24 protein-coding genes are annotated in these 25814 nt (G+C 71.5%); 8 read left to right on the forward strand and 16 right to left on the reverse strand.

Annotation, left to right across the window (positions count from 1 at the left end; all coding sequences use genetic code 11):
• Positions 1-43: 43 nt before the first annotated feature.
• From DQ384_RS12840 to DQ384_RS12885, 10 genes are all read right to left on the reverse strand, one after another.
• Entirely contained in the window at positions 44-280 is a 237-nt protein-coding gene (locus tag DQ384_RS12840) for a non-oxidative hydroxyarylic acid decarboxylases subunit D (RefSeq protein WP_114028987.1), read from the reverse strand.
• Positions 277-1698, reverse strand: coding sequence for a non-oxidative hydroxyarylic acid decarboxylases subunit C (locus DQ384_RS12845; RefSeq protein ID WP_114028988.1), 1422 nt, complete (start codon positions 1696-1698; stop codon positions 277-279). Before DQ384_RS12845 ends, DQ384_RS12840 begins: the two co-directional genes overlap by 4 nt.
• A gap of 119 nt (positions 1699-1817) precedes the next feature.
• The gene (locus DQ384_RS12850) at positions 1818-2447 is read right to left on the reverse strand and encodes a UbiX family flavin prenyltransferase (RefSeq protein WP_114028989.1); all 630 of its coding nucleotides are present in this window, start codon (positions 2445-2447) and stop codon (positions 1818-1820) included.
• Between the two features lie 82 nt (positions 2448-2529).
• The gene (locus tag DQ384_RS12855) at positions 2530-3165 is read right to left on the reverse strand and encodes a UbiX family flavin prenyltransferase (protein ID WP_220182912.1); all 636 of its coding nucleotides are present in this window, start codon (positions 3163-3165) and stop codon (positions 2530-2532) included.
• A 146-nt stretch (positions 3166-3311) separates the two neighbouring features.
• Positions 3312-4142, reverse strand: coding sequence for a hypothetical protein (locus DQ384_RS12860; protein WP_114028991.1), 831 nt, complete (start codon positions 4140-4142; stop codon positions 3312-3314).
• Positions 4143-4315: 173 nt separating this feature from the next.
• Positions 4316-6073, reverse strand: a complete 1758-nt coding sequence (locus DQ384_RS12865; protein WP_114028992.1) for a DEAD/DEAH box helicase — start codon at positions 6071-6073, stop codon at positions 4316-4318.
• 240 nt (positions 6074-6313) lie between these two features.
• Positions 6314-7015: a hypothetical protein gene (locus tag DQ384_RS12870; protein WP_114028993.1), complete on the reverse strand. Its 702-nt coding sequence runs from the start codon at positions 7013-7015 to the stop codon at positions 6314-6316.
• 164 nt (positions 7016-7179) lie between these two features.
• Complete coding sequence (locus DQ384_RS12875; protein ID WP_245966428.1) at positions 7180-8082, reverse strand: zinc metalloprotease; 903 nt, start codon at positions 8080-8082, stop codon at positions 7180-7182.
• A gap of 164 nt (positions 8083-8246) precedes the next feature.
• Positions 8247-8498: a DUF3039 domain-containing protein gene (locus DQ384_RS12880; RefSeq protein WP_114028995.1), complete on the reverse strand. Its 252-nt coding sequence runs from the start codon at positions 8496-8498 to the stop codon at positions 8247-8249.
• A 162-nt stretch (positions 8499-8660) separates the two neighbouring features.
• Complete coding sequence (locus tag DQ384_RS12885) at positions 8661-10232, reverse strand: DHA2 family efflux MFS transporter permease subunit (protein WP_114028996.1); 1572 nt, start codon at positions 10230-10232, stop codon at positions 8661-8663.
• A gap of 137 nt (positions 10233-10369) precedes the next feature.
• Here DQ384_RS12885 and DQ384_RS12890 point away from each other — a divergent pair, with 137 nt between their 5' ends.
• Positions 10370-11032 (forward strand): TetR/AcrR family transcriptional regulator, encoded by a 663-nt coding sequence (locus DQ384_RS12890; protein WP_181871177.1) that lies wholly within the window; start codon positions 10370-10372, stop codon positions 11030-11032.
• Here the strand turns inward: DQ384_RS12890 and DQ384_RS12895 are convergent.
• A complete protein-coding gene (locus tag DQ384_RS12895; RefSeq protein WP_114028998.1) occupies positions 10975-11553 on the reverse strand; it encodes a YqgE/AlgH family protein in 579 nt (192 codons plus the stop codon). The genes DQ384_RS12890 and DQ384_RS12895 overlap by 58 nt on opposite strands.
• A 184-nt stretch (positions 11554-11737) precedes the next feature.
• Here DQ384_RS12895 and DQ384_RS12900 point away from each other — a divergent pair, with 184 nt between their 5' ends.
• Positions 11738-12436 (forward strand): hypothetical protein, encoded by a 699-nt coding sequence (locus DQ384_RS12900; protein ID WP_114028999.1) that lies wholly within the window; start codon positions 11738-11740, stop codon positions 12434-12436.
• 82 nt (positions 12437-12518) lie between these two features.
• Here DQ384_RS12900 and DQ384_RS12905 read toward each other — a convergent pair whose 3' ends face one another.
• Both DQ384_RS12905 and DQ384_RS12910 read right to left on the reverse strand, forming a co-directional pair.
• Positions 12519-13928 carry an NAD-dependent malic enzyme gene (locus DQ384_RS12905; protein ID WP_114029000.1) on the reverse strand — a complete coding sequence of 470 codons (1410 nt, stop codon included), beginning with the start codon at positions 13926-13928 and terminating at the stop codon, positions 12519-12521.
• A 244-nt stretch (positions 13929-14172) separates the two neighbouring features.
• Positions 14173-15129: a tetratricopeptide repeat protein gene (locus DQ384_RS12910; protein ID WP_114029001.1), complete on the reverse strand. Its 957-nt coding sequence runs from the start codon at positions 15127-15129 to the stop codon at positions 14173-14175.
• Positions 15130-15294: 165 nt separating this feature from the next.
• Here DQ384_RS12910 and DQ384_RS12915 point away from each other — a divergent pair, with 165 nt between their 5' ends.
• Entirely contained in the window at positions 15295-17019 is a 1725-nt protein-coding gene (locus DQ384_RS12915) for a S8 family serine peptidase (protein WP_245966429.1), read from the forward strand.
• Between the two features lie 47 nt (positions 17020-17066).
• On the opposite strand, the gene DQ384_RS12920 is transcribed toward DQ384_RS12915, so the two are convergent.
• Positions 17067-17612, reverse strand: coding sequence for a MarR family winged helix-turn-helix transcriptional regulator (locus tag DQ384_RS12920; RefSeq protein ID WP_114029207.1), 546 nt, complete (start codon positions 17610-17612; stop codon positions 17067-17069).
• A 348-nt stretch (positions 17613-17960) separates the two neighbouring features.
• Here DQ384_RS12920 and DQ384_RS12925 point away from each other — a divergent pair, with 348 nt between their 5' ends.
• Complete coding sequence (locus DQ384_RS12925; protein WP_147268758.1) at positions 17961-19430, forward strand: hypothetical protein; 1470 nt, start codon at positions 17961-17963, stop codon at positions 19428-19430.
• A gap of 86 nt (positions 19431-19516) precedes the next feature.
• Positions 19517-20206 carry a DUF4230 domain-containing protein gene (locus tag DQ384_RS12930; RefSeq protein WP_245966430.1) on the forward strand — a complete coding sequence of 230 codons (690 nt, stop codon included), beginning with the start codon at positions 19517-19519 and terminating at the stop codon, positions 20204-20206.
• An 85-nt stretch (positions 20207-20291) separates the two neighbouring features.
• Here DQ384_RS12930 and DQ384_RS12935 read toward each other — a convergent pair whose 3' ends face one another.
• Entirely contained in the window at positions 20292-21479 is a 1188-nt protein-coding gene (locus DQ384_RS12935; protein WP_114029209.1) for an acetyl-CoA C-acetyltransferase, read from the reverse strand.
• Positions 21480-21647: 168 nt separating this feature from the next.
• Here DQ384_RS12935 and mce point away from each other — a divergent pair, with 168 nt between their 5' ends.
• The 3 genes from mce to DQ384_RS12950 all read left to right on the forward strand — a co-directional run bounded on the left by mce (position 21648) and on the right by DQ384_RS12950 (position 25023).
• Positions 21648-22076, forward strand: a complete 429-nt coding sequence (gene mce / locus DQ384_RS12940; RefSeq protein ID WP_114029004.1) for a methylmalonyl-CoA epimerase — start codon at positions 21648-21650, stop codon at positions 22074-22076.
• A gap of 271 nt (positions 22077-22347) precedes the next feature.
• On the forward strand, positions 22348-23640 hold the full coding sequence (locus DQ384_RS12945; RefSeq protein WP_114029005.1) for a DivIVA domain-containing protein: 1293 nt from the start codon (positions 22348-22350) through the stop codon (positions 23638-23640).
• 114 nt (positions 23641-23754) lie between these two features.
• Positions 23755-25023, forward strand: coding sequence for an AI-2E family transporter (locus tag DQ384_RS12950; protein ID WP_245966431.1), 1269 nt, complete (start codon positions 23755-23757; stop codon positions 25021-25023).
• Positions 25024-25038: 15 nt separating this feature from the next.
• On the opposite strand, the gene DQ384_RS12955 is transcribed toward DQ384_RS12950, so the two are convergent.
• Complete coding sequence (locus tag DQ384_RS12955) at positions 25039-25797, reverse strand: SDR family NAD(P)-dependent oxidoreductase (protein ID WP_114029006.1); 759 nt, start codon at positions 25795-25797, stop codon at positions 25039-25041.
• Between the last annotated feature and the right edge of the window lie 17 nt (positions 25798-25814).

A 25814-nucleotide genomic window follows, 5' to 3' on the forward strand; every position in this document is an offset into this window, starting at 1 on the left:
CAGGGCCGCATGTGGGTGACGTGCCAGGCGGGCGCGGGCCGGCTCAGCGCCGGCGGGGCACGGCGGGAGTGGCGGGCAGGTGCGGGATCTCCGCCGGGTCGATCTTGAACTCCGGCGGGTAGGCCGGCGGATCGGTGACCGACGACGGTTCGGTGGAGCGCCAGCTGTAGACGCAGGTGTCGCAGACGTGCATCGTCCACCGGCCGGGCACCGGAGAGGTGGTCAGCACCCGGACGTTCTCCGCGTCGCAGCGCGGGCAGACGGTGGTGTTCGGGGTCATCCCAGCAGCCTCCTGATGATGTCCTCCCATTCGGCCGTGCCCTCGGGGTCGGCGACGAGCTGGGTGTAGTGGCCGCGGGTCTCCGGCGGGGCGGGCGTGGTCGCGTCGAGCACGATCTTGTGCGTGATGCCGGCCGGTTCGGAGCTCGGGTCGAGCGCCAGCACCGAGACGTTGGGGACGATCACGGTGTCGTAGAAGGGGTGGTAGTACACCGACAGCGCCCACATGACCTGCGGCAGGTTGAACGGGTCGACCGTGTCGTCCACCATGATGATCACCTTGCAGTACGCCAGCCCGTGCGGCACGGTCATCGCCCGCAGGCCGACCGCCTTGGCGAACCCGCCGAAACGCTGCCGCACGGAGATGATCCCCAACAGTCCCTGGGTGTACATGGCGTTGACCGCGGCCACCTCGGGGAACTCCGCCTTCAGCTGCCGGTACAGCACCACGCTGGTGTTCAGCGCGACCGTGTAGTCCATCTCGGTCCACGGCTTGCCGATGTAGAGCTGCTCGTGGATCGGGTCGGTCCGGTGCGCCACCCGGTGGACCTTGACGACCGGCTGGCGGCGGGCGCCGGAGTAGTGCCCGGTGAACTCGCCGAACGGGCCCTCGATCTCGCGCTCGCCGGCGATGATCTCACCCTCGATGACCACCTCGGAGCCCCAGGGGACGTCGAGCCCGGTGGCCGCCGCCTTGGTGATCGGGTACGGGGCGCACTGGATGGCCGCCGCCATCTCGTACTCCGACTGGTCGTAGGCGAGCGGCATGCCCGCGACGGTCGTGATCACCGGCTCGTTGCCGATGGCGATCACGATGGGCAGGTTCTCGCCCCGCTCCTCGGCGTGCCGCAGGTGCAGGCCGAGGTCGTGCGCGGCCAGGGGCTGGATGCCGAGCCGGTCCTTGTCCTTGACCTGGATGCGGTAGATCCCGACGTTCTGCTTGCCGAAATCGTCCGGGTCGTCGGGATCCCGGCTGATCACGCACGCCTTGTCGATGTAGCAGCCGACGTCGTAGGTGTTGAGCCGGAACAGCGGCAACAGCCGGAACAGATCGATGCCGCCGCCGACCGTCACCTCCTGCCACGGCGCGTCGTCGCGCCGCTCCACCGGGCCGGGGAACGCCTCCCAGCGGCGGGCGAACTCGAAGAACTGATCCTTGATCGCGGTGTCCTTGTCCAGGCCGAGCATCAGGGCGTGGTTCGGCCACGAGCCGACCAGGTTGAGCACCACCCGCGACCTGCCGGGCTCGTAGCCGTTGATGTTGTCGAACACCAGCGCCGGGCCACGGTCGGTGAGGTTGGCGACGGCGCGGGCGGCGGCGCTCATGCCGGGTTCGGGATCGACGGCGTCCGAGTACGTCAACAGCTGACCGCTACGGTCCAAGGTGGCGAGGAACTCCCGCAAATCCGCGTAAGCCATGTCAGATCTCTCCGGAGGTGGAGCTGGAGGAGGTCGAGCAGATCAGCCGCCGGAGCCCCGAGACCCCGGGGCCTGTCGCCCTCGCGGCGCCACCGGAGCGGCGACCGCGCGTCACGTGCTCACGCCCGAGCGGCGAGGCCGTCCTCCGCCGGAACGGCGACGGCGTGCCGCTCGCGGGCATGCCCGTGCTTGCGAGGCCCCTCCCACCGCCGCAGCGTCGGCAGGGCCAGCCCCCACTGGTCAAGCGCGCGCCCGACGATGTGCTCGACGACGTCGGTGACGCTCGAAGGGTGGTTGTAGAAGGCGGGCACCGGCGGCAGGACCGTCGCCCCCATCCGGGACAGGTCCAGCAGGTTCTCCAGGTGGATCGTCGAGAGCGGGGTCTCGCGCGCCACCAGGACCAGCGGGCGGCGCTCCTTCAGCGTCACGTCCGCCGCCCGGCCGACCAGGTTGTCCGCGTAGCCGATGCGGATGCCGGCGACCGTCTTCATGCTGCACGGCACGACGATCATGCCTTCCGTGCGGAACGAGCCGCTGGAGATCGGTGCGCTCAGATCCTCCGGCGCATGGCTGACGCTCGCCAGGCCGATCACCTCGCGCACGGTGTACGCGGTCTCCTCGGCGATGGTGGCCCGGGCCCAGCGGCTCACCACCAGATGGGTCTCCACCGAAAGCTCGCGCAGGACCGCGAGCAGGCGGATCCCGATGATCGCGCCGGTGGCACCCGTCATGGCGACGACGAGACGCACGGCAACCTCCCAGAACAGATGATCACGGTCGAACGCGTGCCCTGACCGCCTCGGCGACGCCGGCCCGCGTCCAAGGGCGGGCCTACGATGTCGCGGTGTGCTCGCGCCGCGCGGGCGTGCTGGTGCCGTCCCACCGGTAACGGTCGGTGTGCCCGAGCCCGAGCAGTTGCAGCACGCGCTCGACCAGCTCCTCCTGCAGCTCGGCCAGCGTCTCCGGGACGTTGTAGTAGGTGGGGATCATCGGGTACACGATCGCGCCCGCCTCGGTGACCGCGACCATGTTGCGCAGATGGGCCAGGTTCAACGGCGTCTCGCGCAGGCAGAGCACCAGCCTGCGGCGTTCCTTCAGGGCGACGTCCGCGGCGCGTTCGATGAGGTCGATCGCGAGCCCGTTCGCGATGCGTCCCAGCACCCCGACCGCGCACGGCAGGATCACCATCGCGTCGTAGAGGTAACTTCCGCTGGTCACCGGACCGGACAGGTCGGCGGGGTCCAGGAGCCGTATCTTCTCCGACGTGGCGCCCAGCGCCACCGCCACCGACTCCATGTCCTCGCCGGTGCCGAACTCCAGCGCGGCCAGCTTGCGCCCGTTGGCCGACACCAGCAGGTCCACGTGCGAGACCCGGTCATCGGCCTGCAGCGCCGCGAGGAACCGCTTGGCCGCGCCGGTGCCGCCCGCGCCGGTGACCGCCACCGTCATCCGCCGTTGCTCCTCCACGTGGCGCTCCCCCGAGACCCCGTTGAACTGCGCTGATACAGATGAGTGTGCCATAGGCGTCCCGGGTCGCCCGGTGCCACGCCGAAGGCCCTCCCGGCGCACGAATCACCGCGGGACCGCGGCCGAGGCCTGGGCGATGGGCGGCGTCACCCCTCGACCGGGACCGGCAGCTCGTCGGCGTCGGGAAGGAGGCTCGCGATCAGCTCCCACACGCGCTGCACCTCGACGAAGACCAGGCGCAGATCGCTGTCGGGGGTGATGGTCCCGGGGATGATCGGCTCGGCGGGGCTGTCGCGCAGCCAGTAGCCGAGGGGGCCGCAGTCCAGCACGGTGATGCCGCGGACGTCGGTGCCCGCGCCGTCCCTGCTGGTCCACGCGGCGGTCATCCGCCAGTTGCCGTTGAGCTGCAACAACAGGTGCGTGAAGATCGTCAGCTCGGGCTCGGTGAGGTCGTCCTCGGCGGCCAGCACCGCCCGTAACCGCCCGGCGGTGTCGTCCAGCCGGGTGGGGTCCATGCCGCCGAGCGCGGCGAACCCGGCGTCCATGGCCGCGATCTTCGTCGTCACGACGGGGGCGACCGGAGGCTTGACCCCCCGGTCGCGCAGGCCCACGACCCGCGCCAGCGACCACACCAGCGTGCCGAGGTCGGTGGGAACGTACTCGGACTCGACCTCCCCGGGCCACCCCTCGAACACGTAGCAGGCGTGGTTCCCGATTACGGCTCCGTGGTGCGTCAGCCCCTCGCTGCCGGTGATCTCGATGTGGACGAGCACGAGGGGCTCGGCTATCGCGTCGGCGAGGGTGGCCAGCTCGGGAATGACCTCGCCGGCGTCTCCGAGAAGCCCGGCGGCCCACAGCTCGTCACGGGCGGTCAGCAGATCGGCCGTGACGGGCACCCCTTCGTACAGGCAGCCCAGCACTCCGAGGTGGGCCGGGGCGAGCCTGAAGCGGTCACGTGCGCTGTCGAAGGAGGGCATCAGTTGATCTTCCTGCCTTGGTCACGGATCGAGAGTACTGAAAACCCGCCCGGCTCCCCCGGCCGACGGCCTTGCCGCCTTCTTCCCACCGTCCGCGATGTCATCCCGATGCTCGACGACCTTCGCGCCCTCAGCGGTAGGTCCGGATCATGCCTGGCCACGCCCCGCGATGCTCAGCGGGAGCGCTGGTTGGCCCACTTGCGGATGGTCTCGATGCGCTGGCGGATCTGCTCGGCGGTGGCCTGGGCGATCGCGGGGCCGCCGCAGGAGCGGCGCAGCTCGGCGTGGATCACGCCGTGCGGCTGGCCGGTGCGGTGGTTCCAGGCGCCGACGAGGCCGTTCAGCTCCTTGCGCAGGGCCGCGATCTCCTCGTGGGGGCTCAGGACCGGCTCGGGCCGGGGCTCGGCCGCCTGACGCCGCCTGGCGGCCTGCTGCTCGGCCTGGTGCTTGCGGAGCAGGACCGCCACCTGGTCGGGTTCCAGCAGCCCGGGAAGCCCCAGGAAGTCCTCCTCCTCGGGCGAGCCGGGCGCGGCGGCCGTGCCGAACTCGCCACCGTCGAACAGGACGCGGTCGAAGGTGGCCGACGCCTCCACGGTCTCGAACGGCAGCTCGTCGCCGAGGACGTCGGGATTGTCCTTCTTCTGCTGGGCTTCCTCGACCAGGAAGTCGTCCAGGCCCTCCTCGGGGAGCTTGCGGTCGAGGACGTGGTCGCGCTCGGCCTCCATCTCGCCCGCCAGCCCCATCAGGGTGGGCACGGAGGGCAGGAACACCGAGGCGGTCTCGCCCCGCCTGCGCGCCCGGACGAAACGCCCCACGGCCTGGGCGAAGAACAGCGGTGTGGACACGCTGGTGGCGTAGACGCCGACGGCGAGCCGGGGGATGTCGACGCCCTCGGAGACCATGCGGACCGCGACGAGCCAGCGTTCCTCGGAGGCGCTGAACTGCTTGATCTTGTCAGAGGCGCCGGGATCGTCGGAGAGCACCACCGTGGCGCCCTCGCCCGTGATCGCCCGCAAGTGCCTGGCGTACGCGCGGGCCGTCTCGTGGTCGGTGGCGATGACCATGGCCCCCGCGTCGGGCACGCCCCGGCGGACCTCGGCGAGCCGCCGGTCGGCCGCGCGCAGCACCTGGCGGATCCAGTCGCCCTTCGGGTCGAGGGCGGCCCGCCATGCCTGGCCGAGCTGGTCCTTGGTGAGGGGCGTGCCGAGCGTGGCCGTGATCTCGTCGCCCGCGCGGGTGCGCCACCGCATCTCGCCGGCGTACGCCAGGAAGATCACGGGACGGACGACGCCGTCGGCCAGCGCCGGGGCGTAGCCGTAGGAGTAGTCGGAGACGCTGCGCCGTACCCCCTCGCCGTCCTCGGCGTAGGTGACGAACGGGATGGGGTTGGTGTCCGACCGGAAGGGCGTGCCGGTGAGGGCCAGGCGCCTGGCGGCGGGCTCGAACGCCTCGCGCACGCCGTCGCCCCACGACTTGGCGTCGCCCGCGTGGTGGATCTCGTCGAAGATGACCAGGGTCCGGCGGTACTCGGTGCGCGAGCGGTGGAGCGCGGGGTGCATGGAGACCTGGGCGTAGGTGACCGCGACGCCCGTGTAGTCGCGCGAGGTCGCCCCCTGGCTGTTCTTGAACTCCGGGTCGATGGCGATGCCCACCCGGCCCGCGGCGTCGGCCCACTGGCGCTTGAGGTGCTCGGTCGGCGTGACGATCGTCACCCGCTGCACGGTGCCCCGGGCGAGAAGCTCGCTGGCGATGCGCAGGGCGTACGTCGTCTTGCCCGCGCCCGGCGTGGCCACGGTGAGGAAGTCACGCGGCTCGCGCCGGAAGTAGAGGTCGAACGCCTCCTGCTGCCACGCGCGGAGCTTGGGCGCGGTGCCCCACGCGGCGCGGTCGGGATACGAAGGTGACAGATGGGACGCGGCAAACGAGCTCACGCCGACCTCCTCCTCAGACGGCTCCGGCGGCCGGCCGGGCCCTCGCCCCCATTGATGATCTTGTCGCTGCGCTCGTGTCGGTCCCTCACAGTGAAGCCACCCTAGTGGGGCCGGCCGACAAACGCGGCGACGCCCGCGGATTCACCGCCCGGGTGTCCGGCACCGTCCGAGAGAGCCCCCCGGCGTCCGCGACCCGGCGCGGCCCCGCCGTCCGGCACCGGGCTCACCGTGCTCGCCGGGCTATCTGAGCCCGTTGACCACGGCGTCGATCTCGGCGCGCCGCCCCGGCTCGTCCGGCTGGGCGAGGCCGACGACGACCACGCTCCTGTCGTCCTTGGTGAGAAGTGTCACCCGCAGGTACGACGGCCGGTTGACGACGTCGGTGTACGTCGCGCGAAGCGCCCGTGAATGGCCGGTGTACCCGCCGACGCTGAGCCACCGGTCGTCGACGACCTCCACGGTGTCCCCGTGGAGCAGCAGCCGCCCGTACAGGTCCGTGAGCGCGATGGCGGCCGCCCGGGGCCCGAGGACGGCCACGGAGTCGCCCGCGCCGCCGGGGCGGGCCATGACCAGCGCGGCGTCCTCCAGGGCCGCGACGGAGGTGAATCCCGTGACCGGCGGGACGGCCCCGCGGATCCACCCCCGCGGCAACGGGTAGGTGACGCCCGCCGTCGCGTCCGCCACGGCCGTGGGCTCATCGGGAGCGCGGACGGCGGTCGTGACGACGGCGACGAGACCCGCCACCAGCGCCGTGCCGGCCACCACGGCGACGGCGAGCAGCACCGCGCGCCTGGCCCACGCGGGCACCGCGACCCGCGACGGCGGCGCGGGCCTGCCGTACACGCGGGCCGAGGGCGGTAACCCCTCCTCCTCTTCGGGCTCTTCCGGCGTGGGCCACACCGGATCGCCGTACGGCCGTCGTCCCGTGCGCTGTTCCTCCACGCCGCCTCCTCCCGGTGCACTGAGTATCGCCACCGAGGACGCCCCCGCGTCAACGACCATGTCAGGACTGGCAGGAATCTGTGCCTATGGCTGTGCCTATGGCCTCGCTCCGCTCGGCTGGTTCGGGGCGCCTGAGAGTCGGTGTTCCGCCGCGCCCCGACCGGTCAGACTGCGGGGGTGCGGTAGGCGGTCCACATGTTGCGCATGCGGACGGCCTGGCCGGCGGTGAACTGGGACATGCAGCGGTCGTGGGCGTAGTCCATGAAGTTGTGGATCGGATCCTCGCCCAGGTCGGGGCAGGTGTCCTTCCGCACGGGGCAGCCCTGCGTGGGCGTCGCCTCGGGCGGGGTGTCGTCGATGGAGTCGCCGGGCGGGGAGCACCCGTTCTCGAACGTGTGCAGCAGGCCGAACCAGTGGCCGATCTCGTGGACGGCCGTGTAGCCCTTGGAGAAGTCCCGAAGGGAACCCCCCGGCAGGCTGCGCCAGTCGATGACCACGCCGTCGTTGGACGGGCGGCCGGTGTACCAGTGCGGGTAGGTCGCGTACCCGAGCACGAGCTCGCCGAGCTGGGCGATGTAGAGGTTGAGGGTCTCGGGGCCGCCCCTGCGCAGGCGCTGCTTCATGGCGGTCTCGCTGAGCAGCGGCTTGCGGAACCACACCGGATTGTCGGTGTGCGTCACACCGCGCAGCTCGAACCTGATGCCGGTGTCCACGCCGCCGAGCCGCCCGCCGTACGCGGCGTTGAGCGTCTCGACCTGTGGCCCGATCGCGGTGTCCGGGACGCCCTCGCGCCCGTCGGTGATCACGTGGACCCAGAGGGGCACCGTCGTCGTGGCGGGCTCGCGCCGGGGCGGGGCGGGCGCGTGCCCCAGGCGGCGCCGCATGCCGGCCAGCATCCGCGCGGCGTCGTCGGCGTCCGGGGTGTACGGCTCGTCACGGTGCGTCCCGGACTCCGGCGCCCGGGTGCGGTCGCACGAGCGCGCGCCGTCGGCCCGGGCGGGGCCGGAAAGGCCGCCCCCTGTGCCGAGGCACACGAAGGAAACCACGGACGCCAAAGACACGGCCACCGTGCGCCGCACCATGCACTCCCCCGTCGTCGCAGGTCAGAGTGCTGACGCTAGCCGCAGTCCGCGCGTTCGCCGGGGAGCAACACTCCGTCGGGGACGCACGGGCCTCACTGCGGCTCACGGTCCGGCGGGACGCCGTACCGTCTCAAGCCCGCGGGCGGGCCTCAGGAGTCGCCGGACTCGCCCTTGGGCAGGCCCTCGTAGATCTCCTTGCACTCCGGGCAGACCGGGTACTTCTTGGGATCACGGCTCGGCACCCAGACCTTGCCGCAGAGCGCCCGGATCGGAACGCCGGTCACCAGACTCTCGGTGATCTTGTTCTTGTCGGCGTAGTGCGAGAACCGCTCGTGGTCACCCTCGTCACCATGCGAGAGGTTCGGGCGTACTTCGCTCTCAGGAAGGATCTTCGTGCTCACCAGACGAGTTTATTTGGTGTGTGCCGTGTATATGGCCGTGCCTCCGGCACGGCGGTTCGGGGCGCCTGAGAGTCGGCGCCCCGAACGTGCCTATGGCCTCGCTCAGCTCGGCGGGTTCGGGGCGCCCTTTGGTCGGTGTTCTTTCGTTGCGCCCCGAACTTCCTAGCCCACGTGGACGGGGGCGTCTTCGACCTTGCGGCCGGCGCGGACGAAGAGGGCCAGGGCGGCGGCCACCACGGCGACGATGACGGAGACGCCGAAGCCGAAGTGCATGCCGTCGAGGAAGGACAGGTGGGAGGCCTGGGTCAGGGCGTCGGCGATCGGCTTGGGGCTGCCAGGGGGCACGGGGGCGACGCCGAGGGCGACCGCGCTGCTCATCGCGTCGACCTGCGCCGCGGTGGCGGGGATCTTCACGGCGGCGAGGTGGCCGGGCAGGACGTCCGCGACCTTGGCGGTGATGAGCGCGCCGAGGACGGCGGTGCCGAGCGAGCCGCCGACCTGCATGGCCGACTGCTGCATGCCGCCGGCGACGCCGCTGAGCGACTCCGGCGAGTTGCCCACGATGACCTCGGTGGCGCCGACCATGACCGGCGACAGGCCGAAGGCCAGGAGCGCGAACGGGATCGCGGTGTCGATGTAGCCGGCTTCCAGCCCGAGGCGGGAGAGCAGGAACATCGAGGTGGCGGTGATCAGCATGCCGACGGCGATGGGCACCTTCGGGCCGAACTTGCTCAGCAGGACTCCCGCCAGCGGTGAGGCGACGATCATGCCGGCGCTCATCGGCAGCATGCGCATGCCCGATTCCAGCGGGGACAGGCCGTGCACGCCCTGGAAGTAGAACGTGAGGAAGAACATCGCGCCGAACATCGAGAAGGCCATGAGCACCATCAGCGCCGTGCCGATGGAGACGGACGCGTTGCTGAAGAGGCTGAGGGGCAGCAGCGGCTCGCTCGCCCGGGTCTGCCAGAAGACGAACGCCGCCCCCAGCACGACGGCCCCCGCGAGGAACCCGAGCGTCTTGGCGTCGGCCCACCCGTAGCCCGGCGCCTTGATGATCGCCCACACCAGGCAGAACATGGCGCCGGACAGCAGCACCACGCCGAGCCAGTCGACCTTGGACAGCGACTCGGCCTTGCTCTCCTTGATCACCCAGAAGCCCACGAGCAGCGCGACGACGCCGACCGGCACGTTGATGAAGAAGACGGACTGCCAGCTCACGTTCTCGACCAGCAGGCCGCCGACGATGGGGCCGGCCGCACTGGACATGCCGATGGCCGCTCCCCAGATGCCGATCGCCATGCCGAGCTTCTCGGCCGGGAACGCCGCGCGCAGCAGCGCGAGCGCGGCCGGCTGGAGCAGCGCGCCGAACAGGCCCTGCAGGACGCGCAGCGCGATCAGCATGCCGATGGAGGAGGTGAGGCCGATGGCCAGCGAGGTGAGGGCGAAGCCGGCGATGCCCACGAGGAACACCGACTTGTGCCCGAACAGGTCGCCGAGCTTGCCCGCCGTGATGAGGAACACGGCCAGGGCGAGCAGGTACCCGCTGGTGATCCACTGAAGGTCCGAGAGCGACGCCCCCAGCTCCTTGCCGATCACGGGGTTGGCGATGGCGACGACCGTGCCGTCGAGCATCACCATGATCACGCCGAGCGCGACCGCCAGCAACGTCAGCCACGGATGGCCGTGGCCGCGTCGGACGGGCGCGTCGGGGCGCGCGGCCAGCGCTTGAGCCATGGAGAGGTCCCCCTGTTTCGACTAGTAGTCAACGACCCGTAATTTATGTCAGTCGATGACAGATGACAAACACTTTTATGCGACAGATGATGACTTATGGCACTATATGAAGTACACATTTCGAGGAGGTGTCTGGGGTGGGTCTAAGGGAGCGCAAGAAGCACCAGACTCGGCTGGCCCTGAGCGACGCCGCCTTCGAGCTTTTCCTCGAACAAGGGTTCGAGGCTACCACCGTCGACCAGATCGCCGCCGCGGTGGACGTCTCACCCCGGACGTTCTTCCGGTACTTCGGCAGCAAGGAGGAACTGGCCCTCGACTTCATGGTCGAGTACGACGAGGTGGTCACCGCGGCGCTCGCCGCGCGCCCGGCCGACGAGCCGCCCCTGCAGGCGCTGGCCGCCGCCTACCGCCAGTTCATCCGCGAGGTCCGGCGCACCGCGGCCATCGACCCCGAGCGGTACGTCAGGCACCGGCACGTGATGGAGGCCAACCCCCACCTGATCACGGCCGGCCTCGCCCGCATGGCGGACATCGAGACCAAGCTCACCGCCGAGGTCGCGCGCCGCCAGGGCACCGACCCCGACGCCGACCCGCGCCCGCGCCTGCTCGTGGCGTTCATCACCTCGGCGATCCGCGTGGGCTTCGAGTGCGCCACCGGCGACGCCGGCTCGCTGGACAAGCTGTTCGGCAACGTGGAGAAGACCCTGGCGCTCACCGTCGAGGCGCTGAGCCCCGGCTGGTGTCAGTTCAACTTCGGGTCGTCCGGGCAGGTCGCCACGAAGGCCAGCTCCCCGGGCTGACGCCGCAGCACCGCCCGCCACAGGTCGGCCGGACGCGAGTCGAAGGTGTCGCCCGGCTCCGCCTCCACGACGTACCAGGAGCCCTCGCGGATCTCGGCCTCCAACTGGCCCGCCGTCCATCCGGCGTACCCGGCGAAGATGCGCATCTGTGTTATCTCACCCGCGAGGATCTCGGGAGGGGCGTCCAGGTCCACCGTGCCGAGCTTGGACACCGCCGAGGAGCCCGCGTGCAGCCTGCGCCACCCGAGCGGCTCCTGGCCGCTCGGCACCGAGGCCAGCGCCAGCGCGCTGTCGGTCTGCACCGGCCCGCCCTCGAACAGCACCGGAGGTCCGCTGACCAGCGGGTCCCAGGACGGGAGCACCTGGTTCACCGTGACCTCGCTCGGCCGGTTGAGCATCACGCCGAGGGTTCCGCCGTCCTCGTCGTGTTCGAGGATCAACACGACGCCGCGCCGGAAGTTCGGGTCGTCCAGCAGTGGCGTCGCCACCAGCAGCCCGCCGACGTAGATCGCCTCCGCCATGCATCCATCATGACGCGTGATGCCCCTAATGCGCGCCCACCCCCAGCCACTCGGCCGCACGGGCGCGGACATGTTACTTTGGGTGTGCGATCGGGCACTCTTCGTGTCAGACGCCGGCGATGGAAGACCCTGATTCGTGCGAACCGCCCCGTGCAGACGGCAGTGACCGAGAGGGAGAGCCCACATGAACCGCCTCATACTCGTGGCGCTCATGGCGGTGGGCGTGGCCGTGGGCGTCCCCGCCGCGCGCACCTCCCATGCCGCCGGCATCGGCGAGGGTGGCGAGGGACGCGACACGCGCGACGGCCGGGTCGACGTCAGCGTCTCCCGGGTCGAGTGCCCCGCGAGCAAGGCCAACGTCGTGATGACCGCGCCGCGTGACCACGGCACCGTCGAATACTCCGTCTACCGCGGCGACACGCTCGTGCGCAACGGCCTGCTCTGGCCGGGCGTCCAGCGCACGATCCCCGTCTACGTCGAGCCGCGCTCCACCGAGCGCATCGGGGTCACGCTCGCCGGGCAGGGCACCACGCGCCACCAGGTCTGGTCGCGCTGCGAGAGCGGGGAGGAGTCGTACGGCGAGTACCGCGAGTCGGTCTACAGCGAGAGCAGCGAGAGCTCCGACGACGAGGGGAGCGGCGGCCACCGCGCCGAGAGCGTGCGCTCCCACCGCTACAACCCGCTGATCCGCCAGCCGTACGGCCGGCTGCCGTACACAGGGCCGCCCGCCGACCTGTGGGGCAAGGTGGCCACGGCCGGCGGCCTGATCGTCTTCGGCGGCATGTTGTGGTGGGTGGGCCTGGTCTGGCCGCGCCGCACCCCCGCCGAGCCGCTCATGCGTCCCCGCCCGTTGTACGCCCCGCGCCGCCCTCCCGGCGCCTGATCGAAGTCCGGGCCTCCGGCCGGCGCCGCCACCGCTGGGCGTCCGGCCGGGTCCGGGGACGAGAGGGTGGCCCAGGGCGGGGTCAGGCCTCGGTGAAGCCGCGCGCCTTGCCGCCCGCGGACTCGCGGACGGCCGCCGCCACCGTCGTCGCCACGTCCGGGTTGAACACGCTGGGGATGATGTAGTTCGGCCCGAGCTCCTCGACCGCCACGACGTTCGCCAGGGCGTTGGCCGCGGCGAGCAGCATGGCCTCGGTGACCGTGCGCGACTGCGCGTCGAGCAGGCCGCGGAAGACGCCGGGGAAGGCGAGCACGTTGTTGATCTGGTTGGGGTAGTCGGAGCGGCCCGTGGCGACCACGGCGGCGTGCTCGCGCGCGTCGTCCGGGGACACCTCGGGCTCGGGGTTGGCCAGCGCGAACACCACGGCCTTGTCGGCCATGGCGGCGATGTCGTCGCCGGTGAGGATGCCGGGGGCCGAGACGCCGATGAAGACGTCCGCGCCCTTCACCGCGCCCCGCAGGTCGCCGCCGTACCCGTCGCCGTTGGTGTTGTCGGCGATCCAGCGCAGCGACGCGTCCAGGTCGCCGCGGCCGCGGTGGACCGCGCCGAGGTAGTCGCAGACGACGACGTTGCGCGCCCCGGCGGCGAGCAGCAGGCGAAGCACGGCGGTGCCCGCGGCCCCCGCGCCCGCCATGGCGATGCGCACGTCCGGCAGGGACTTGCCGACGACGCGCAACGCGTTCTTCAGGGCGGCCAGCACGCAGATCGCGGTGCCGTGCTGGTCGTCGTGGAAGACCGGGATGTCCAGCAGCTCGCGCAGCCGGCGCTCGATCTCGAAGCAGCGCGGCGCCGAGATGTCCTCCAGGTTGATGCCGCCGAACCCGGGGGCGATGGCCCGGACGATCTCGACGATCGTGTCGACGTCCTGGGTGTCCAGGCAGATGGGCCAGGCGTCGATGCCCGCGAAGCGCTTGAACAGCGCGGCCTTGCCCTCCATGACGGGCAGCGCCGCCGCGGGGCCGATATTGCCGAGGCCGAGCACCGCCGAGCCGTCGGTGACCACGGCGACGGTGTTGCGCTTGATCGTCAGGCGGCGGGCGTCCTCGGGGTTGCGGGCGATGGCCAGCGACACCCGCGCGACGCCGGGCGTGTAGGCCATCGACAGCTCGTCACGGTTGCGCAGCGGCACCTTGGACTGCATCTCGATCTTGCCGCCGAGGTGCATGAGGAACGTGCGGTCGCTGACCTTGTGCAGGACGACACCCTCGACCGCGTCGAGGCTGTCGACGATCGCCTGCGCGTGGTCGGTGTCCTTGGCCGCGCAGGTGACGTCGATGCGGAGTTTCTCGTGACCGGCGTTGGTCACGTCGAGGGCGGTGACCACACCGCCCGCGTTCTCCACGGCGTGGGTGAGCTGGCTGACGGCCTTGCCGCCCGCAGGCACCTCGAGTCGGACGGTGATCGAGTAAGAGACACTCGGCACGGTGGCCACGGGAATCCGCTCCTTTGCGGTACTTCATGATCCGCGTGCTCGGGTGCCCGGTGTCGTGCATCCGGCTCGCCTGTTCCCCTGGGAGACCTGCATCCGGGGGTATCCATCGTGCCAGACGCGGCCGGGAGCTTCCGCCGCGTTCGAGGCGCCGCCCGAGCCCTAGGGGTGGTGGCCCGGGTGCCCCCGGCCGCCCGCGAGCGACGCCCTCCGCAGGCGAGGGGCGCCGCGCGGGAGCGGCGGCGCCTCAGTACAGGGCGTTGGCGAGGGACCGGCGCGCCTTGGCCACCGAGGGATCGCCCGAGGGCAGGGCCTCGAAGAGGCCGAGCAGGTGGCGGCGGGCGTGGTCGCGGTCGTCGCCGGAGGTGCGGCGGACGAGCTGGATGAGCCGCTCGAACGCCTCGTCCACCTGACCGCCGAGGATCTCGACGTCGGCGGCCTGCGTCTGCGCCTCGACGTCGGCGGGGTTCGCGGCGGCGCGGCTCATGACGGCCGCGGGGTCGAGGTGCTGGGTGCGGCGCACGAGGCCGACGCCGGCGAGGCCGATCTTGGCGTCGGGGTCGGCCGGGGACCGCGCGAGCAGCCGCTCGTAGGCCGCGGCGGCGGCGTCGAGGTCGCCCTGCTCGATGGCCTGCTCGGCGGCCAGCAGGTCCGGGTCCACCGCGGGCTGCGGCGCCTCCTGGCCCTCCGGCGCCTCGCCGGGCGGCGGCAGGTACTGCGCGAGAGCGGTCAGGAGCTGGTCGAGCCACTGGCGCACCTGGGCCTCGGGCAGCGCGCCCTGGAAGCCCGTGACGGCCTGCCCCTGGAAGACGGCGAGGACGGTGGGAATGCTCTGTACCTGGAGGGCGCCGCTGATCTGGGGGCTCTTGTCGACGTCGACCTTGGCGAGCACCCACCGGCCCGCCGCCTCGGCGGCGAGCTTCTCGAGGATCGGGCTGAGCTGCTTGCACGGCTCACACCAGGTGGCCCACAGGTCGAGGACGACCGGCGTGCGCATGGAGCGCTCGATCACGTCGGTGGCGAAGGTCTCATCGGTGACGTCGATGACGGCCGCGCCGGCAGGAGGCTGGGCGGGGCCGCCGCCCGCCGCGGCCTGCGCCGCGGCCGCCTCACGGCGGGCCTGGGCTTCCAGTGCCTGCTTGCGGGCACCTAGGTCCACGGCCCCCTGCAACGATGCCGGTCGAGTGAAGTCCGCTGGGCTCATAGTCCAATCCTGCCGCATCCCGCGCGTGCTCAGGGTCACGACCGGGACCGCCGGGGCCTCCACCGAATGTCACGCCTTTGTCGCAGAAATCTCTCACAACTGTCCTGACGCACGAATATCACCAACGATGGGCACGGCATGAATTCAGCTCACGTGGAGGTGGGTGTGAAACGCGTCATCGTCGTCTCCGCCGCTGCCGCCGTGATCGCCGCGACAGTGGCGGTCCCGGCGCAGGCCGTCGTCCCAACGACGGCCGAACCCGCGGCAACGACCCAGTACGTCGTTCTTTACAAAGACGGCGCCGCTGCGGCAGACGCCCAGAAGGCGATAGAGGCCGCGGGTGGCACGGTCGTCAAGGTGAACAAGGCCGTCGGCCTGGCCACCGTGACGACCGCGAATCCCGGCTTCGCCTCGGCGCTCACCGGCAACGGCGCGATCGAGGGCGTCGCCCACGACCGTGTCATCGGCAGCGTCCCGAAGACCGCCAGGCTGGCGGCCGGCACCCAGGCGGCCATCCAGTCCAAGGCCGTCGAGAAGGCCGGCCGCGGCGACGGCGGCCCGCTCAAGGTCAAGCGTTCGGTCAAGGCCGAGCCGCTGTCGGATCTGCAGTGGGACATGAAGCAGATCCACGCCGAGGAGGCGCACAAGTACGAGCAGGGAGACCCGAAGGTCCTCGTCGGCGTGATCGACACCGGGATCGACGGCTCGCACCCCGACATCGCCCCCAACTTCGACCGGGCGCTCAGCCGCAACTTCACGGTCGACGTCCCCTACGACGCCAACGGCGAGGTGGTCGACGGTCCCTGTGAGGACGAGCCAGACCAGTCCTGCAACGACCCGGCCGACGTCGACGAGGACGGCCACGGCACGCACGTCGCGTCCTCGATCGCCTCGCCGATCAACAAGCTCGGCATCTCGGGCGTGGCTCCCAAGGTCACGCTGGTGAACCTGCGGGCCGGCCAGGACTCGGGCTACTTCTTCCTGCAGCCCAGCGTGGACGCGCTGACCTACGCCGGCGACATCGGCGTCGACGTGGTCAACATGAGCTACTACATCGACCCGTGGCTGTTCAACTGCGTCGACAACCCGGCGGACTCCCCCGCGGACCGCGCCGAGCAGGCGACGATCATCAATGCGACCCAGCGCGCGCTGAACTACGCCCACCGGCACGGCGTCACGCTGGTCTCCGCCGCGGGCAACCAGGCGATCGACTACACCAAGACCAACATCGACGCCACCAGCCCCGACTTCGCCAGCGTGCCCGGCGAGGCGCCGTACTCCCGCACGGTCCCGCCGAGCTGCGCCTCGATGCCGACCGAGGGCGAGCACGTGATCGCGGTCTCCTCGACCGGCATCAGCAAGCGCAAGTCGTACTACTCCAGCTACGGCAACGGGTTCGTCGACGTGGCCTCACCCGGCGGCGACGCGTATGACACGCCCGGCAACACGCGGGACATCACCAAGACGACGCTGTCGGCCTATCCGAAGTCCCTCGCCATCGCCAACGGCGAGATCGACGAGAACGGCGACCCGACCGTCGACTACGTCGTGAAGGACTGCGACGGCGCCACCTGCGCGTACTACCAGTACCTGCAGGGCACCTCGATGGCCTCGCCCCGCGCGACCGGCGTCGCGGCGCTGATCGTCAGCAAGTACGGGTACCGCGACTGGCGCAACGGCGGCAAGACGCTCGCCCCGGACGTCGTCGAGGGGATCCTGAAGGGCACGGCCACCAAGACGCCCTGCCCGACCCCGCCCGCCTACACCTACACCCGCCACCTTCCGAGCGGCGCCACCGTCACCGCCACGCACACGTGCGAGGGGACCACGGCGTCCAACGGCTTCTACGGCAGGGGCATCGTCGACGCCCTGCGCGCCGTCGGCCACTAGCGGGCCCGCGCCCGGCGATGACGTCCGGGCCGGACCACCGGGGCTCATCACCCCCGGTGGTCCGGCCCGGACTCGTCTTCGCCGGGCTCGAAGTCGCCCGCCGCCACCCTGATCGTGCGCAGCATGCCGAACATCTCGGACAGGTCGGACTCGCCGTACATCGTCATGCAGAAGTCGGCGGCCATCAGGTCGGCGGTCGCCCGGGCGACGAGCTCGCGTCCCTTGTCGGTGATCTCGGCGAGGACCCCGCGCCCGTCCTTGGGGTTGCGCATGCGGCGCACGAGCCCGGCGCGCTCCAGCCGGTCGACGGTGTTGGTCACGCTCGTCGGATGCACCATGAGACGCTCGCCGATGCGCGACAGCGGCAGCGACCCCGTGCGGCTGAAGGTGAGCAGCACGAGCGCCTCGTAGCGGGCGAACGTCAAGTCGTGCGGTCTGAGCAGCGTGTCCAGTTGCCCCAGCAGGATCTGGTGCGCTCTCATGATCGATGTGACGGCCGCCATGGCGGATGACGGCCCGAAATGGACGCGCCAGGTCTCGGCGGCGCGTTCGATTGGGTCGAATGGCAGATTGAGCGGCTTCGGTACACCGATGGACACAACGCTACGCTAGCGCCTGCGCGGACCACTGACACAGGGTGACTGAGTTTCATCGGATACCCAAGAACGGGGACGACAAACATCACGCTCCGTTATGGTGTGCATGTCAAGAGATGAGGCGCGGCAAAGCCCGGTCCAAAGCACGGGGAAGACCACGTCGGCGACGCGAGGCACGGCGAGACGAGCCCGTGGACGTCCGGTGTGGCGGGGACCGGCCGGGCGACAGGTGCCAAGGGGCCGGCACCGGCGCACAGCGTCGCTCATCCAGGCACGGGGGGTTGTCCTGTATGAAGAACATGAGCGCACGGGCAGCGTGGCCGGTCGTCCGGTCCACGCGGGGCCGTGCTTGAGCAGAGGGGCGTTTCACGGGAGGAGCTGAAGCACAGCGCGCTCGTGGCGGTAGGGATACTGCTCGCGCTGGGCCTGCTCGCGGCGTGGAGCGTCCTTGTGCCCGAAATATCCGCGTGGGAGAACATCGTCGTCGCGGTCATCGGCTCGCTGCGGCTGACCGGGCCGGTCGCGGCGGCCTTCGCGGCCTGGGTGGCCGTGCGCAGGCGCCGCGCGGCTCCGCGCCGCGTGCCGAGCGGCTGGCAGGTGTTCAGGGCGCCGCTGGCGATCCTGGCCGTCGTGGTGGGGTCCTTCGTGGCGACCGTCACGCTGCTGGCGATGAAGGCCGTCCTGACCGACCAGGCGGGCCATCTGGCGCCCACGGGCCTGGCGGCGGGCGCCGCCGGGCTGGCGCTGTACACGGTGACCGGGTGGGTCGCCGGGTGGGCCATGCCCTGGCCGGTCACCCCTCCCCTGGCCGGCGTGGGGGCGTACGGCCTGCTGACGGCGCTGCCGCAGGGGTCGTCCTGGGCCGCCAGGCTCGCGCCCGCGTTGTCCCAGCCGTACGACCCGTTCGAGGGGCTGAGCCCGGGGGCCTTCGCCAACCAGACGCTCTGGCTGGTCGGCCTGACCACCGCCCTGCTACTGGCCTGGGCCGCCGCCGTCACCGGGCGCGCGCTGACGCTGGCCGGGGCGATGCTGGCCGTCCTCGCGGCGGGCACGGGCATGGCGCGGCTGCTGGGCGAGCCGCAGGCCGTGGCCGCGACCGAGCCGATGGTCTACAGCTGCCAGGAATGGCCCATCACCGTCTGCGTCCATCCCGGGATGCGCAGCGGGCTGACCGAGCTGGGCGCGGCGTTCACGACGATCGCCGCCCGCCTGACGGGCACGCCGGCGGCCTTCTCACGGGTCGAGCAGCGCTCGCGGACGGACACCGAGCAGCGCTCGCGGATGGACACCGAGCAGCGCTCGCGGACGGAAACCGAGCAGCGCTCGCGCGCGGACACCACCGCGCCAGCGCCGGGCGTGGTGCCCATCTACGTCGACGACCTCACCCCGGGGTTCGCCGCGCGGGCGGCGGCCGAGTTCGTCGAGCGGCTGGCGCCTCCGTGCGGCACCGCCCGAGCCGGCGGGTACCGAGCGATCGTGACGGCCTGGCTGCGCGGGGAGCCGCTCCCGAGCGGCCCGCTGCCGGGCCACCAGGCGGCGGCCACGTGGTTCTCCGGCCTGGCCGAGAGCCAGCGACGCGACTGGCTGCGCATGTTCTACACCGACTTCGCCACGTGCGGGCTGAAGGCGTCCCATTTCGGCGGAGGCGCGGCCGGGCAGCTCGCCGTCCACCACATGGCGCCCGGCGCCGGGACTGCTCCCCGGCCGCGCGTGCGGGCCGTCCCGGGCTATCCGGGCCAGTCGTCCGTCCCCGGCTCTCCGTACCCGACCATGCCGAGCCCGCCCTCCCCGGCCCCGGCGGGGTTCCCGAGGTGAGTCCCGGGGCGCGCGGCGGGGACCGCGCTCCCGCACGGGGCCGCACATGATGTGAGAAAGGCCTCATCTCGGGAAGGAGACGGGTCGTGAACCGCCAGATGTCGACCCCCCAGACGGCGCCCCCGGCCGAGCCGGTCGAGCGCCGTCGCCGGCGTGGCTGGCGCCTGCTCGCAGGCGTGCTCGTGGTGCTGGTGCTCCTGGTCGTGGGAGCCCGGCTCACCTGGTCGTACCTCAACCCGTTCGGTGAGACGACCGTCGACCGCAGTCAGCCGGTCCTGCTCCAGTCGATCCAGAACATGAGCCGGTTCCAGGCCGCCAGCGGCAACTTCCAGGTCATCGTCGACCTGGAGAAGGACGCCGCGTTCCTGCCCGACGCCATCAAGGGCACGCGCACGCTGTTCGTCGGCGCGGGCAGCGTGGACGCCTACGTCGACTTCTCGGGCCTGCCCAAGGACGCGATCACCGTCTCCCCCGACCGCACCGAGGTCAGCGTGCGGCTGCCGCGCGCGCAGCTGGAGAAGACGAACCTGAACAACGACAAGTCCTACGTCTACGCCCAGCAGCGCGGGCTGCTCGACCGCGTCCAGGAGATGCTGTCCAGCTCCCCCCAGAACCAGCAGGAGCTGTACGTCCTGGCGGAACGGAAGATCGCCGAGGCCGCCCGGTCCAGTGACCTGCGCAACCGCGCCGACCAGAACACCAAGCTGATGCTCGAGGGCATGCTCAAGTCCCTCGGCTTCACCAAGGTGACGGTGAAGTACGCCGACGAGCCCTGACGCGCGGGGCCGCACGACGCTACCGACCTGCGCCTGACGCCTGATCACGCGGGGCGGACGGCCGGAGCCGAGGAGGTCCCCGGGGTCAGGAGGCCGGGACGGTGATGATCAGGGCGTCGCCCTGGCCTCCGCCGCCGCACAGGCCGGCCGCGCCGGTGCCCCCGCCCCTGCGCCGCAGCTCGTGGGCGAGGGTCAGGACGATGCGCGCGCCGGAGGCGCCGATGGGGTGCCCGAGCGCGATGCCGCCGCCGTTGACGTTCACCTTGTCCTGCGGCACGCCAAGCTCCTTGACCGACTGGAGCACGACCGCCGCGAACGCCTCGTTGATCTCGACCAGGTCGAGGTCGTCGGTGGTGAGGCCCTGCTTGCCGAGGGCCTGGAAGATGGCGTTGGCGGGCTGGGACTGCAGCGAGTTGTCCGGCCCGGCGACGTTGCCGTGCGCGCCGATCTCGGCCAGCCAGGGCAGCCCGAGCTCCTCGGCCTTGGCCTTGGACATGACCACGACGGCGCAGGCCCCGTCGGAGATCTGGGACGCCGACCCGGCCGTGATCGTGCCGTCCTCGGCGAACGCCGGCCGCAGCCGGGCGAGCGTCTCGACGGTGGTGTCGCCGCGCACGCCCTCGTCGGTGGAGAAGACGATGGGGTCGCCCTTGCGCTGGGGCAGCGTGACCGGGACGATCTCGTCGTCGAACCGGCCGTCCTTGATGGCGGCGGCGGCGAGCTGGTGGGACCTGGCCGAGAAGGCGTCCTGCTCCTCGCGCCCGAGGCCGAGCCGGGTGTTGTGCCGCTCGGTGGACTCGCCCATCGAGACCTGGTCGAACACGTCCGTCAGCCCGTCGTAGGCCATCGCGTCGACGACCTCCGAGCCGCCGTACTTGACGCCCTTGCGCAGCCCCGGCAGCAGGTGGGGGGCGTTGGTCATCGACTCCATGCCGCCCGCGACCACGATGTCGAACTCGCCGGCGCGGATGAGCTGGTCGGCCAGGGCGATCGCGTCGAGCCCGGACAGGCAGACCTTGTTGATGGTCAGCGACGGCACGCTCATCGGCACGCCCGCCTTCACGGCGGCCTGGCGGGAGGGGATCTGCCCCGCGCCGGCCTGGAGTACCTGCCCGATGATCACATACTGCACCCGGTCGGGCGCGACGCCGGCGCGCTCCAGCGCCGCCTTGATCACGATGCCGCCCAGGTCGGCGGCGGACAGGCCGGACAGCGCGCCGAGCAGCCGTCCGATGGGAGTGCGGGCCCCCGCCACGATGACGGATCGCGACATGCCGGGCGGGATGGTGGAAGAACCGGACACCAGGGCCTCCATGATGGGGTCGTAGGCGACTTTGCCACCATACCCAGGCCGGGCCGGACGGCTTGAGCGAGGTCTCGCGACGGGACCTCGCTCAGGGCGCCCGGCCCGCGAAGACCGACACGCACCGGAGGACACGCAATGCTGATGAGAATCGACCATGTGGGCATCGCCTGCGAGAATCTCGACGAGAAGATCGCGTTCTATCGGTCGGTCTTCGACGTGAAGGTCGTCGCCCGCGAGATCAACGAGGAGCAGGGGGTGGAGGAAGCCATGCTGCACGTGGCCGACGGCGAGGGAGGCGGCTCCTACATCCAGCTTCTCGAACCTCTGGGCCCCGACACGCCGGTGGGGAAGTTCCTCGCCCGGCGAGGCGAGGGCGTTCACCACATCGCGTACGGAGTGTCCGATATCGTCGCGGCGATGGAGCACATCGGCGGCGAGGGAGTGCGTTTGCTGGACAAGTCGCCCCGTCACGGAGCAATGGGCACGTCAATCGCGTTTCTTCATCCAAAGGACGTGGGAGGAGTCTTGACAGAGCTGGTCGAGTCCCCTCCCCGGCCGTCCTAGCAGACGAAACTTAACAATGGCTTATTCGTAACAAGTCGCGCAGAAAGTCGGACGGGACCTCCAATTCGGCAACACCGGAGTACGCTGGCCTACCACCGGACGTGGATCCCGACCATGGACGGGCGAGCCGAGCACAAGCACCCGAGGGCGCGCGAGAGCGGGCCCTCAGCCATGTGCGCAGCGCGCGCGACCATAGGAGCGGGTTCCCGCCTCGGATGTCCGCCCCCCGTCCGGCCCGTGTAGCCGTCTCGACAACCCAGGATCGAGCCTCATGCAGTCCGACATCGACGCCCAGCTGAACAATTTCTTCGAAGACGCCCCCACGCGGGAATTCGACGTGGTTCTCCGTGGTTACGACCGGCACCAGGTGCACGACCACCTCAAGCAACTCGACACCGAGTTGCGTCAGGCACGCGAGCAACTCGCCTCCTCGCAGCGCGAGCTCTCCGATTCCCAGCGCCAGCTCCAGGAGCAGGAGCGCCCGACCTATTCCGGTCTGGGCGCCCGCATCGAGCAGCTGCTGCGCCTGGCGGAGGAGCAGGCGACCGAGCTGGTCCAGGCGGCCAGGTCCGAGGCCAACGAGATCAAGGCCGCGGCGAAGGTCGACGCCGCCGACACGCGCGCCGCCGCCGAGAACGAGGCGGCCGAGAAGCGCGCGCTCGCCACCCGCGAGGCCGACGAGATGCGCACCACGGCCGAGCGCGAGGCCGAGGAGATCCGCTCGACCGCCAAGCGCGAGGCCGACGAGCTGACCTCCACCACCGAGCGCGAGGTCTCCAAGCTCCGGGCCACCGCCGACCACGAGGTCGCCGAGAAGCGCGCCGACGCCGAGCGCGAGATCGCCAAGCTGCGCACCACCACCGAGCGCGAGGTCGCGCAGCTGCGCGCGTCCACCAAGCGCGAGCGCGACGAGGTGCTCACCACCGCCAAGCGCCAGGCCGACGAGATGCGGGCCCAGGCCCAGCGCGTCCTGGAGGAGTCCGAGGCCAAGCGCGCCCAGGACGAGGCCGAGTTCGAGATCCAGCTCGCCGCCCGCCGCGAGGAGGCCGAGCGCCAGGAGTCCGAGCGCCACGCCACCGCCCAGGCCGCGACGCAGAAGCTGGTCGCCGAGGCCGAGCAGCGCGCCGCCACGGCCGAGCAGCGGGCCACCAAGGCCACCCAGCAGGCCGAGCAGACCCGCCGCGAGGCCGACACGCACGCCAAGCAGTTGCTGGCGAACGCCCGCAAGAACGCCGACCAGCTCGTGGCGGAGGCCAAGTCCAGCGCCGAGTCGATCGTCTCGGACGCCAAGGCCGAGGCCGAGCGCAACCGCACCCTCGCCCAGCGTCAGGTGGACGAGCTGACCCGCCAGCGCGACAGCATCACCAGCCACCTCGCGCAGCTGCGCCAGCTCCTCGGCGGCGCGGCGCTGCCGGGCATGGACGAGGCCCCGGCGGTGGCCGCCGCACCCGCCAAGCCCGCCCTCGCGCCGACGCCGGTCGCGAGTGAGAAGCCGAGCCCCGCGCCGGCTCCGCAGCGCGCCGCGGCTCCCGCCGACGACGATTCCGAGTGGTGGCAGGAGTAAGCCCCGAGCAGGTACCACAAATGGGGCGTTAGGACGGCTACCAGGAGAGCCTGGCGATCATGAGGGTCGCTAGGCTCTCCTGTTGTCCGCGCCCTGTGACGCCGAGGAGCACTCGTGCCCGATACCGCCCCGGACGCCGTGCCGCGTCCGGACATGCCCAGAGCCGCCGCGCACGGCAGGCCGGGTGCCGCAGGCGCGGCGGAGGTGACCGATATCCTGCCCACGGCGGGCGTCCCCTATCCCACGCCCTCCGAAGACCGCACGGCGGGCGGGCGCGCGGCCTCAGCCCCGGGCCCGGGTCCGGCCGTAGCCGCGGACGCGACGGACGACTCTGCGCCGTACGGCGTGCCGGGCAAGCCCTTCGCCCGGGGGCCGTTCCTGTGGGGGTTCACGGCCGCGCTCGGCGTGCTGACGGCGTGGGGCCTGGCCCAGGCCCTGGTCAGCTCGCGCAGCGTGATCGTGCTGATCGTGGTGGCGGCGTTCCTGGCCGTGGGGCTCAACCCCGTGGTCGAAGGGCTCCAGCGGTGGGGGCTCGGCCGGCGCTGGGCGATCTCGATCGTCTTCCTCGGCGTGATCGTCATGTTCGGGCTGTTCGGGCTCGCGATCGTCCCGCCGGTAGGCGAGCAGACCAGTGACTTCATCAGCGCCGTGCCCGGCTACGTGCAGGAACTGCTGGGCAACCCGACGATCAAGCAGCTCGACGCCGACTACCAGATCCTCGCCAAGGTGCAGGACTACATCACCAACGGCGGCCTCGGGGCGGCCGTCGCGGGGGGCATCCTCGGCGCGGGCGCGGTGGTGCTGGACGCGTTCTTCTCCGGGCTGACGCTGCTGGTGCTGACCCTCTACTTCCTCTCCTCGCTGCCGACGATCAAGGAGTACATGCTGCGCCTGGTGCCCGCGACCCGCCGGGCCCGCACGTCGGCGATCGGCGACGAGATCCTCGCGGGCATCGGCGGCTACGTCGCGGGCAACGTGCTGATCTCGGTGATCGCGGGCGCCCTGTCGTGGCTGTTCCTGTCCATCGCCGGGGCGCGGTACGCGCTGGCGCTGGCGCTCGTGGTGGCGGTGACGGACCTGATCCCGCTGGTGGGCGCCACGGTGGGGGCGGTGCTGGTCAGCGCGGTGGGGTTCCTGCAGTCCGCGACGCTCGGCATCGCCTGCGCGATCTTCTTCATCGTCTACCAGCAGGTCGAGAACTATGTCATCTACCCGCGCGTGATGCGCCGGTCGGTGGACGTCGCACCCGCCGTGACGGTGATCGCCGCGTTGTTCGGCGGAGCGCTGCTCGGCGCGGTCGGGGCGCTGCTGGCGATCCCCGTGGCGGCCGCGGTGGCGCTGATCGTCCGTGAGGTCGTCCTGCCCCGCCAGGCCAGGATGTGACCCGGGCGCGGCCGCTCAGGTCGCGGTGAAGCCGCCGTCGATGAACAGCACCTGCCCGGTCATGTAGGCCGAGGCGTCGCCGGCGAGGAACACCGCCGGGGAGGCCATCTCCTCGGGCGTGCCCCAGCGGCCCATGGGCACGGACGAGACGGTCGCCTTACTGGCGTTGTCGTCCTCCCACAGGGTGCGGTTGAGGTCGGTCGCGGTCCAGCCGGGGCACAGGGCGTTGACGCGGACGCCGCTCGCCGCCCACTCCAGCGCGAGGGTCTTGGTCAGGGCGACCAGGCCCGCCTTGGAGACCGCGTACGGCGCCATGAACGGCGCGCCCAGGGCTGCCACGGACGCCACGTTGATGACCGAGCCGGACCCGCGCTCCAGCAGGTGCGGCGCGAGCGCGTGGCACACCGCCATGGCGGAGTCGAGGTTCAGCTTCATCAGCTTGTCCCAGCCCGACAGGCGCAGGTCCTTGAACGGGACCATGAAGTTGGAGCCGCCCGCGTTGTTGACGACGATGTCCACGTGGCCGAGGCGCTCGACGGCCTCCAGCGCGGCCGCGGCCGCGGCGTCCCGGTCGGAGACGTCGCACGGGATGACGTGCGCGCGGCGCCCGAGGGCCTCGACCTCCTTGGCGACCTCGGCCAGGTTCTCCGGCGACCGCGCGACCAGCGCGACGTCGGCTCCCGCCGCGGCGTAGGCGAGGGCGATGGCCCGCCCGATCCCGCGCGACGCCCCGGTGACCAGCGCGCCCCGCCCCGACAGATCAAACGCACCCACGGATGTGCCCTCCCTCG

It is taken from the genome of Sphaerisporangium album (assembly GCF_003323745.1).
Classification (GTDB): Bacteria; Actinomycetota; Actinomycetes; order Streptosporangiales; family Streptosporangiaceae; genus Sphaerisporangium; species Sphaerisporangium album.